This is a genomic window from Streptomyces sp. NPDC005181 (genome assembly GCF_040608395.1).
GTDB lineage: Bacteria > Actinomycetota > Actinomycetes > Streptomycetales > Streptomycetaceae > Streptomyces.
The window spans coordinates 1-8,267 of the sequence record NZ_JBEXID010000162.1 but is presented as its reverse complement, the minus strand read 5'-3'; the positions used below and the strand labels follow the sequence as shown (position 1 = coordinate 8,267).

Sequence of the window (8,267 nt, the reverse complement as noted above, 5' to 3'; positions counted from 1 at the left end):
ACAACCCGAAGCCCTTCGTCTGGACGAAGGACGCCGACGAGATCCTTCAACGCCTCGCTTCATATCTTGATCGAATTCCCGGCGCAGAACACTAGGAGCGTGTCTCAGTAACCGGCTACCCGCTGTCGGAGTGCACCCGGATGTGCCCAGTCACGTACAGCTGAGCGTGCCCAGGATGCACTGGATTCAGCTCCGCCGTCTGAACGTGCCGGGGGCTGTCCCGTGCGTGCGCTTGAACGCGTTGGCGAAGGCGAACTCGGAGGCGTAGCCCACCTGGGCGGCGACGGATTTCAATGGTGCGTCCGATGCCCGCAGCAGGCGCGCGGCCGTGGTCATCCGCCACCAGGTCAGGTAGCTGAGGGGTGGTTGGCCGATCAGTGTGGCGAAGCGCCTGGCGAACGGTGCGCGGGACAGCCCCGCTTCCGCGGCGAGTTTCGCCACTGTCCACGGTGCCGCCGGGGCCCGGTGGATGGCGTGGAGGGCGGCGGTGACCGGCGGGTCGTTGAGCGCGGCGGCCCAGCCGGTGGTGTTGCCCCGGGCGGGCTGTTCGTTGAACCAGATGCGCAGGATGTACAGCAGCAGCGTGTCCAGGAGCGCGGGGACGGCCGCGTCCGTGCCGAGGCGCGGGTGCTCCAGTTCGGCGGCCAGCAGCCCCACGGCCGAGCGCAGTTCCGGGTGGCGATCCGGGTGCGCGGGGAGGTGGATCCGGTCAGGCAGGTCGCGCAGCAGCGGGTGGGTGCGGGACGGGTCGAGCTGGTAGGTCCCGCAGAGCACGACGGTGACCGGACCGCCGTCTCCGGTCCGGTCGACGCTGTCCGACGCGTAGGGCTCGGACAATCGGGGGTCGTCGGGGCCGCAGGCGGGGGCCGTCGCCAGGGTTTTGGGCCTGTCGGCCAGGGTGTGCCCACTGCCGTGGGGCAGGAACACCACGTCGCCCACGCCCAGCGGGACAGGCTCTGCGTCTGGAGGGAGTAGCCAGCAGGAGCCCTGCAGGATCACCTGAAAGCCCGCCGACCCCGGTACGGAGGCGAACTCCTGCCCCCACGGGGCATGCCACCGCACGTGCGCCGACCGAGGCCGGCCGGTCCGCATCACCGCGATGACGTCACTGAGCACATCCATGCGGTGAGACTACGCGGGCGAGACGTACGCGCATGAACTGGGCACTCTGCCGCATGGATCGTCTCCAAGTGAGGTCGTAGATTCGCGGCATGAAGATGAAGACCGCACGTATCCACGAGTACGGCGACGCGTCCGTGATCCGCTACGACGACGTTCAGCGCCCTCAGCCTGCATCAGGTGAAGTGCTCATCCGTGTCGCCGCGACCTCGTTCAACCCCGCCGAGGCCGCGTTGCGGGGCGGACTGCTGCGGGCGTTCTTTCCCTTGGAGCTGCCCTACACGCTCGGATGGGACGTCGCCGGCACGGTCGCCGAGATCGGCGCGGGTGCGGAGGGGTTCACCGTCGGCGACCGGGTCATCGGGCGGCTCGACAGCGCGGGTGCGGCCGCCGAGTACGTACGGGCGCCCGTGGCCACGCTGATCGCGGCTCCCGCCTCCATCCCTCTTGCGAACGCTGCGGCCCTTCCCGTGGCCGGTCTCACGGCGTGGCAGGCGGTGTTCGAGCACGGGCAGGTAGCCGCCGGTCAGCGGGTACTGGTCAACGGTGCGGGCGGAGGCGTCGGTGGCTTCGTGACACAGCTCGCCAAGTACACGGGAGCCGAGGTGATCGCCACGGCCGGCGCCCGCAGCGCCGAGGCAGTCCGGCGGCAGGGGGCGGACCAAGTGATCGACTACACCGCCACGCCGGTGGTTGCCGCGCTCGATGGCCCGGTGGACACGCTGCTCAACCTGGTCCCGCTGAGCCCGCCGGACGCCACAGCTCTGGCGCCGCTAGTACGGCCGGGCGGGCGGATCGTCTCGATCGCCACCCCGATCGAGCCGCCTGCCGATGCCGAGGTGACTGCGATGCACATGGTCGCCCGCAATGATGTGGAGCATCTGGCGGCGCTGGTGGAGCTCATCGACGCGGCCGTGGTCACCATCGACATCAGCGAGTCACGCCCACTGGCCGACCTCGGCGCCATCCACCGCCTCAGCGAGGCTGGCCGGATCCGAGGCAAGGTCATCATCCTTCCTTGAGCCGCCGACGGCCGGACCTTGCCTTCAGCCTCCACGCCCACTTCCCTGTGGGCACGTTTCCCGCGTACCTGGCCGAGCACTTTGGCGAGTACGCCGACACCCCGCGTGTAGTTCGTGATCATTGATGCGAGATGATGGCGGTATGCGTGGTGAGGATGGACTGTTCGAGGTCGAGCCGGTCGAGAAGAAGCAGCCGCAGGGCCGTCCGGCGGCGGTGGACAAGAGGTTCAGGGCGTTCGACCCGCACCAGGTCCTGCTGCTGCCCCCGTCGCTGGACGACTGGCTTCCCCAGGACCACCTGGCCCGGTTCGTCGCCGACCTGGTCGACGACGTGCTGGACCTGACGGCAATCCGGTCCGACTACACCGAGAAGCGCGGCTACCCTCCCTACGACCCGCGGCTGACGCTGCGCCTGCTGATCTACGGCTACACCACCGGGGTGCGCTCCTCACGGGCGATCGAACGCAAGTGCGCCGACGACATCGCGTTCCGGTTCCTGGCCGCCGACCAGGCCCCGGACTTCCGCTCCATCTCACGGTTCCGCCGCCGCCACCTGAACGCCCTCGCCGACCTGTTCACCCAGTCCCTGCACCTTGCGACCAAGCTCGGCATGGTCAAGATGGGCCGCGTTGCCCTGGACGGCACCAAACTCGAAGCGAACGCCTCCAAGCACAAAGCGATGAGCTACGGCCGCCTGGTCGGCAAGGAAGAGCGGATCGAAGCCGAGATCGCCGCCCTGGAAACCGAAGCCGCCTCCCTGCTCGCCGACGCCGAGGCCACCGACACCGCCGAGGACCAGAGGTTCGGCATCGACGGCAAGGACACCGACCTGCCCGCCGAGCTGGACCGCCGCGAAAAGCGCCTGGCCAAGCTGCAGACCGCCCGCGCGCAGATCGAGGCCGAAGCCGCCGACAAGGCACGCCAGCACGCCGAGGACAAGGAACGCCGCCGCCAGGAACGCGCAGGCACCAGCGACGAGCAGGCCGTCACCGACGCCGGCGAGGCGGCCGCCGACACCGCCCGCCCCAAACCCAAAGCGCAGGCCAACTTCACCGACCCCGACTCCCGGATCATGAAGAACAGCGACGGCGCCTACATCCAGGCCTACAACACCCAAGCCGTCGTCGACGAAGAACACCAGGTCATCACCGCCGCCGACGTGACGCCCAACGCCTCCGACGCACTGAACTACACCACCATGCTCGACCAGTCCGCCCAGAACACCGGCACCCACCCGGGGCAGGCCCTGGTCGACGCCGGCTACTGCTCCGAGACCAACCTTGAGGCGGCGAACGACCGCCAACTTGCCTGCGGCACCGACACGTTCATGGCCACCGGCCGACTCAAGCACGACGAACAGGTCCCACCCGCACCCCGCGGACGCATCCCGGCGAACGCCACACTCAAGGAACGCATGGCCCGCAAGCTGCGGACCAAACCCAGCAAAGCCGCCTACGCCCGCCGAAAAGCCATCGTCGAACCCGTCTTCGGCCAGATCATGACCTGCCACAACGGCCGCCAACTCCTCCTCCGAGGCGAAGACGGCGCCCGCGGTGAGTGGCGACTGCTCGCCGCCTGCCACAACCTCCGCAAGATCTTCCGACACGCCGGAACGGCCGGCCTCGCCGCCGCAACCGGCTGACCAGCCGGCCACACCGGCCTCAGCGAGCCGAAATCCCGCTCCGACCGACCCGCTCATCGGCCCCACAGGCGCCGACCGGGCGACCACGACCGATCCCGCCCATCACGACCTCCGGCCAGTTGCCCGTTACCGAGACACGCTCCTAGGCCGATTTCGGTTGGATCATCCGATCGTTGGTCCGCTGCTGACTCCCGGCGCCGGGCTGATGTACCGCGCGCATGACTCCGTCACCGGACGTGGCCTGGGTGGCGACAGGCACCCCGGCTGTGAAGTACGTCCTGCTGCCGCTCGGACGGCTGCCCTACGCTTACCTGCCGGGCGCGCCCCGGGTGCGCGAGTGCTCGCGAGCGGATCACGCACAGTTGACGCAACCATGGCGGGCACCTGTGTGCGCGTTCTCGGCCGAACGACGCCGCGACATCTCCGCGGGTGACTCACCGTAGCCCCGGAACTCCAGTGCGCCACTCGGGTCTGTGAACCGTTCGTTCGCCAGACCCGTAACCGCGGAAAGAAAATTGCCATGCACTCGACAGGTGGATGCATCCCAGGCCCGTAAGCCGGCGGCCCTCTTGCAGTACCGCGAAAAACATGGCAGGCCAACAGCAGCACTCCGCCGGACATCGGAGCCGGTCATGACCCGGGCCGAAAGCACCCGCCGACGGTACGGTGGAAATAGCCCGGCAGCCGCACCCGCGCAAGGGCCTGTGTGCCGGGAACGCAGCTGCACTGGATGGCCGGCATGGGTGCTCCCACGAGAACTCGATCCACAGCAGCGGACGCACCTTTGGGTCCATGGACCGCCGTGGTCGTGGTCGATGGCGCAGGGGTGGTACGGGGGTGGAACGAGGGGGCTACGAAACTTATCGGGCACTCGGCCCCAGAGGTGCTGGGCAGACCCCTGTCGGACGTCTTCCTGCCGGTGGAAGGCGCGGCGTATCAGGCGGGCACCCCTGACCTCGCTGCACGGCTCGGATCACAGCAGGGCTGGGAAGGCCTGCAGGCCGTACGCCGTTCGACGGCCACCGTCTCGACCTGGAGATCAAGATCCTGCCCGTCCAGGACTCCGGCGACCGCTCAATGCGCCTGATTCTCGCCGCCGACATGACTCGGACCTGGTGGTCGAGCGCCAGCCGCTCCCTGCTGGAAGGGATCACCCTGACCGCGCCGGTGGGCCTGGCCATGGTCGACACCGAGCTGCGGCTCACATGGGTGAATGATGCCATGGAGCACCTGTGCGGCATTCCCCGCGAGCGTTTCCTCGGGCGGCGCCTGGGCGACGTCCTGCCGGGCCTGGATGTAGAACACACCGAAGCAGAGATACGCCAGGTTCTGGAGACCGGCCGTCCCTCGACGGGCCGTGAATACTTCGGCCACGTCCTGTCGGAGCCGGATCAAGTCGCCTACTCCACCTCGTGCTTCCGTCTGGAGAGCGAGGACGGACAACCGTTGGGCGCCTGCTACATCGTCCTCTCCACCACCGACCACTACCGCGCCCGGCAGAAGCTGACACTGCTGAACGAGGCCCGCAAGCGCATGGGCAGCACGCTGGACATCCCGCACACAGCACAAGAACTGGCCGACGCTGCCGTCCCCGGGCTCGCCGACCACGTCACCGTAGACCTCCTCGACTCGGTGCTTCGCGGCGAAGAGCCCCCACCCGGCCCCGCCGACGCCACCACCGCGGCGGCCCTCCGCTGCGCCGGACACCGTTCCACTCGCGAAGATGTCCCGCCGCCCACCCCGCCGGGTGAGCCCTGCGGCTACCCCCCTCTGTCGCCCACCGCACGCGCGCTCATCAATGGCACCTCCACACTGATTCCCGAGCTGGACGCCACCGATCCTCACTGGACCGTCGACGATCCGGCCCGCAGCGCGCACCTGCGCGAACTCGGCACCCACTCACTGATGATCGTGCCCATCCGCGCACGTGGCACCACCCTGGGAGCGGCCACCATCGGCCGCTGGCGACCCAAAGGGCCATTCCAGCCCGACGACCTGGTCCTCGCAGAAGAGCTGGTCGGACACGCCGCAGTCTGCATCGACAACGCCCGCCGCTACACCCACGAGCACGCTGCCGCACTGACCCTCCAGCGCAGCCTCCTCCCGCAGGACCTGCCCGAACAGAACGCGGTCGATGCCGCCTACCGCTACCTGCCCGCCGACGCGGAAGCCGGCGTGGGCGGCGACTGGTTCGACGTCATCCCGCTCTCCGGAGCCCGAGTCGCCCTGGTCGTCGGCGACGTCGTCGGACACGGCGTCCACGCCGCCGCCACCATGGGACGCCTCCGCGCAGCCGTGCAGACCCTCGCAGACATCGACCTCGCCCCCGACGAGGTGCTGGCTCACCTGGACGACGTGGTCAGCCGCATCGCCGAGGAAGCCGACGACGAATCCGGCGTGACCGGGGCGACCTGCCTCTACGCCGTCTACGACCCGGTCAGCTGCCACTGCACCCTCGCCCGTGCAGGCCACCCCGCGCCAGTACTCGTCACTCCCCCCGGCATCGCCCAGCTCATGGACCTCCCCAGTGGGCCGCCCCTAGGCCTCGGCGGTCTGCCCTTCGAGTCCACCCAGAGAGAAGTTCCCGAGGGCAGCATCCTCGTCCTCTACACCGACGGCCTCATTCAGAGCCACTGCCTCGACGCCGACCAAGGACTCCAGCAACTGCTTGACGCCCTGGCCACCACCCTGACCCCGCTGGAAGACCTCTGCGACGCCGCGGTCACCAACCTCTCGGCCAACCGGCCAGGAGACGACGCGGCACTGCTCCTGGCCCGCACCCACGCCCTGGGCGAAGAACACGTCGCCTCCTGGGACATCACCAAAGATCCCGCGGCCGTCGCACCGGCCCGCGCCATGGCAGCCCGGCAACTCGCAGCCTGGGGGCTCGAGGACCTCGCCTTCACCACAGAGCTGGTGGTCAGCGAACTCGTCACCAACGCCATCCGCTACGCCTCGGATCCCATCCGGCTACGGATGATCCGTGACCGCATGCTCATCTGCGAAGTCTCGGACGGCAGCAGTACCTCCCCCCACCTGCGCCACGCCCGGACAACCGACGAGGGCGGCCGCGGCCTCTTCCTGATCGCCCAATTCGCCCAGCGCTGGGGTACCCGATACGCCAGGGACGGCAAGACCATCTGGTCCGAACAACCCCTCCGATCCACCGGACTCGAAAGAGACGGCCTCGGTGGCCCCGGCAAGAGCGCCGGTCCTGAAATCCTCGAGGTCTCCGCATGATGCCGATCCGATCGAGCAGTCGTGGCTGACGCGGCCTCACGCGCGGAGCAACGGGTCGCGCGCGTGCGAGACGAGGCGGCCGAACGTTACGCGCTGGCGCAGGAGTTCTATCGGATCGCCACGGGGCCCCGCCACCAATACGGCCGCGCAGAGCTGAGTTTCATGAGCTGGTCACTCGCTCGTGGCGTGCTCGCACCCGAAACCTCCGACCCGCCGGGCAGTCCCTGGTGGCGCGCCGTCAACGAACGGCTGCTGCGGGACAAGACCGAGGCCCACCTGCTGTCCGCCGAGGCCACAGGCACAGCCAGCGCCCGCAGCGTCGAATACTGGGTCGACTTCATCCGCACACCCGAACCGGGCCGCTGGTATCGCGCGCACAACGCCAGCATCGTCGCAGGCTACCTGCAGCACGAGGATCTGGCCGCCACCGAGCCGCAAGTGGAGCGATTCATGATGAACGTCGCACTGCTCCGCGTCCTGTTCACTCACGCGATGCTCGTGCAGCCTCGACTCGCGCTCGGCCGACTGGCCGCCCTCGGTCCTCTGATGGCCGACCCGCGCCACCGGACCGTCCAGATGTTCCTCGATCTCGGCCGGTCATTCCCACCCGAGTACCCCGTAGCCACACCCATCGAGGAGACCATCCTCGATGAACACGCCCTCGCCCGCATGCTCGACTACGGCCTGATCGCCCCACGACTGCCCGCACTCTACGAGTTCTCGGCCGCGTCCCTGGACCAGCCGCGGCTGACAGCCCTGCTGGACGACGGCGTCCCAGCCTACGCATGGCCACACGCGGACCGACAGATCTGGTACGTCGGCAACACGGGCCCACACCTGCGCGCCATCGCCCGCGCCACCGGCGTGCGCCTGCTCTGGGAGCTGTCACCCCTGGCCCCCGCCCACCGCAGACCGCACCGGTGACGGCGCCGGACGGCAACAGGGACAACGTGATCGCAATCCATCGGCGGGGCTACTGTTATCGCCCATGAACCATTGGTTGCCGCATTCTGCGGTTCCCCGACTCGCTGGTGCCGCGGTTGTCGGAGCGGTGATCGGTGTCGTCGTCGGGTTCCTGACGGAGGCACCGCTGGGCATTCTTGCCGGAATCGCCGCGGCAGAGACAATCTTCGTCGTGGCAGGCTGGATCGCAAACATTCAGTGCGACCGCAGCGTGTGACGGTTTCGGGTGTGTGGTGACGGCTGGTGACCGAGTGGTCAGCGGCTGTCGGAGCGGGGGTGTC

The 8,267-nt window shown here is 68.8% G+C and carries 6 protein-coding genes and 1 pseudogene; 6 read left to right on the top strand and 1 reads right to left on the bottom strand.

The window, feature by feature from the left end; translation table 11 throughout:
* Positions 1-186: 186 nt before the first annotated feature.
* On the bottom strand, positions 187-1,122 hold the full coding sequence (locus ABZV38_RS38570) for an AraC family transcriptional regulator (protein WP_356333409.1): 936 nt from the start codon (positions 1,120-1,122) through the stop codon (positions 187-189).
* A gap of 89 nt (positions 1,123-1,211) precedes the next feature.
* Here ABZV38_RS38570 and ABZV38_RS38565 point away from each other — a divergent pair, with 89 nt between their 5' ends.
* The 6 genes and pseudogenes from ABZV38_RS38565 to ABZV38_RS38540 all read left to right on the top strand — a co-directional run.
* Positions 1,212-2,141 carry an NADP-dependent oxidoreductase gene (locus ABZV38_RS38565; protein WP_356333407.1) on the top strand — a complete coding sequence of 310 codons (930 nt, stop codon included), beginning with the start codon at positions 1,212-1,214 and terminating at the stop codon, positions 2,139-2,141.
* Between the two features lie 160 nt (positions 2,142-2,301).
* On the top strand, positions 2,302-3,783 hold the full coding sequence (locus ABZV38_RS38560) for an IS1182 family transposase (RefSeq protein ID WP_356333413.1): 1,482 nt from the start codon (positions 2,302-2,304) through the stop codon (positions 3,781-3,783).
* 730 nt (positions 3,784-4,513) lie between these two features.
* Positions 4,514-4,870 carry a PAS domain-containing protein gene (locus ABZV38_RS38555; protein ID WP_356333411.1) on the top strand — a complete coding sequence of 119 codons (357 nt, stop codon included), beginning with the start codon at positions 4,514-4,516 and terminating at the stop codon, positions 4,868-4,870.
* 14 nt (positions 4,871-4,884) lie between these two features.
* Entirely contained in the window at positions 4,885-7,023 is a 2,139-nt protein-coding gene (locus tag ABZV38_RS38550) for a SpoIIE family protein phosphatase (RefSeq protein WP_356333406.1), read from the top strand.
* A gap of 63 nt (positions 7,024-7,086) precedes the next feature.
* A complete protein-coding gene (locus tag ABZV38_RS38545; RefSeq protein WP_356333404.1) occupies positions 7,087-7,947 on the top strand; it encodes a hypothetical protein in 861 nt (286 codons plus the stop codon).
* 64 nt (positions 7,948-8,011) lie between these two features.
* A pseudogene (locus ABZV38_RS38540) lies at positions 8,012-8,173 on the top strand (DUF1345 domain-containing protein); the annotation flags it as partial.
* Between the last annotated feature and the right edge of the window lie 94 nt (positions 8,174-8,267).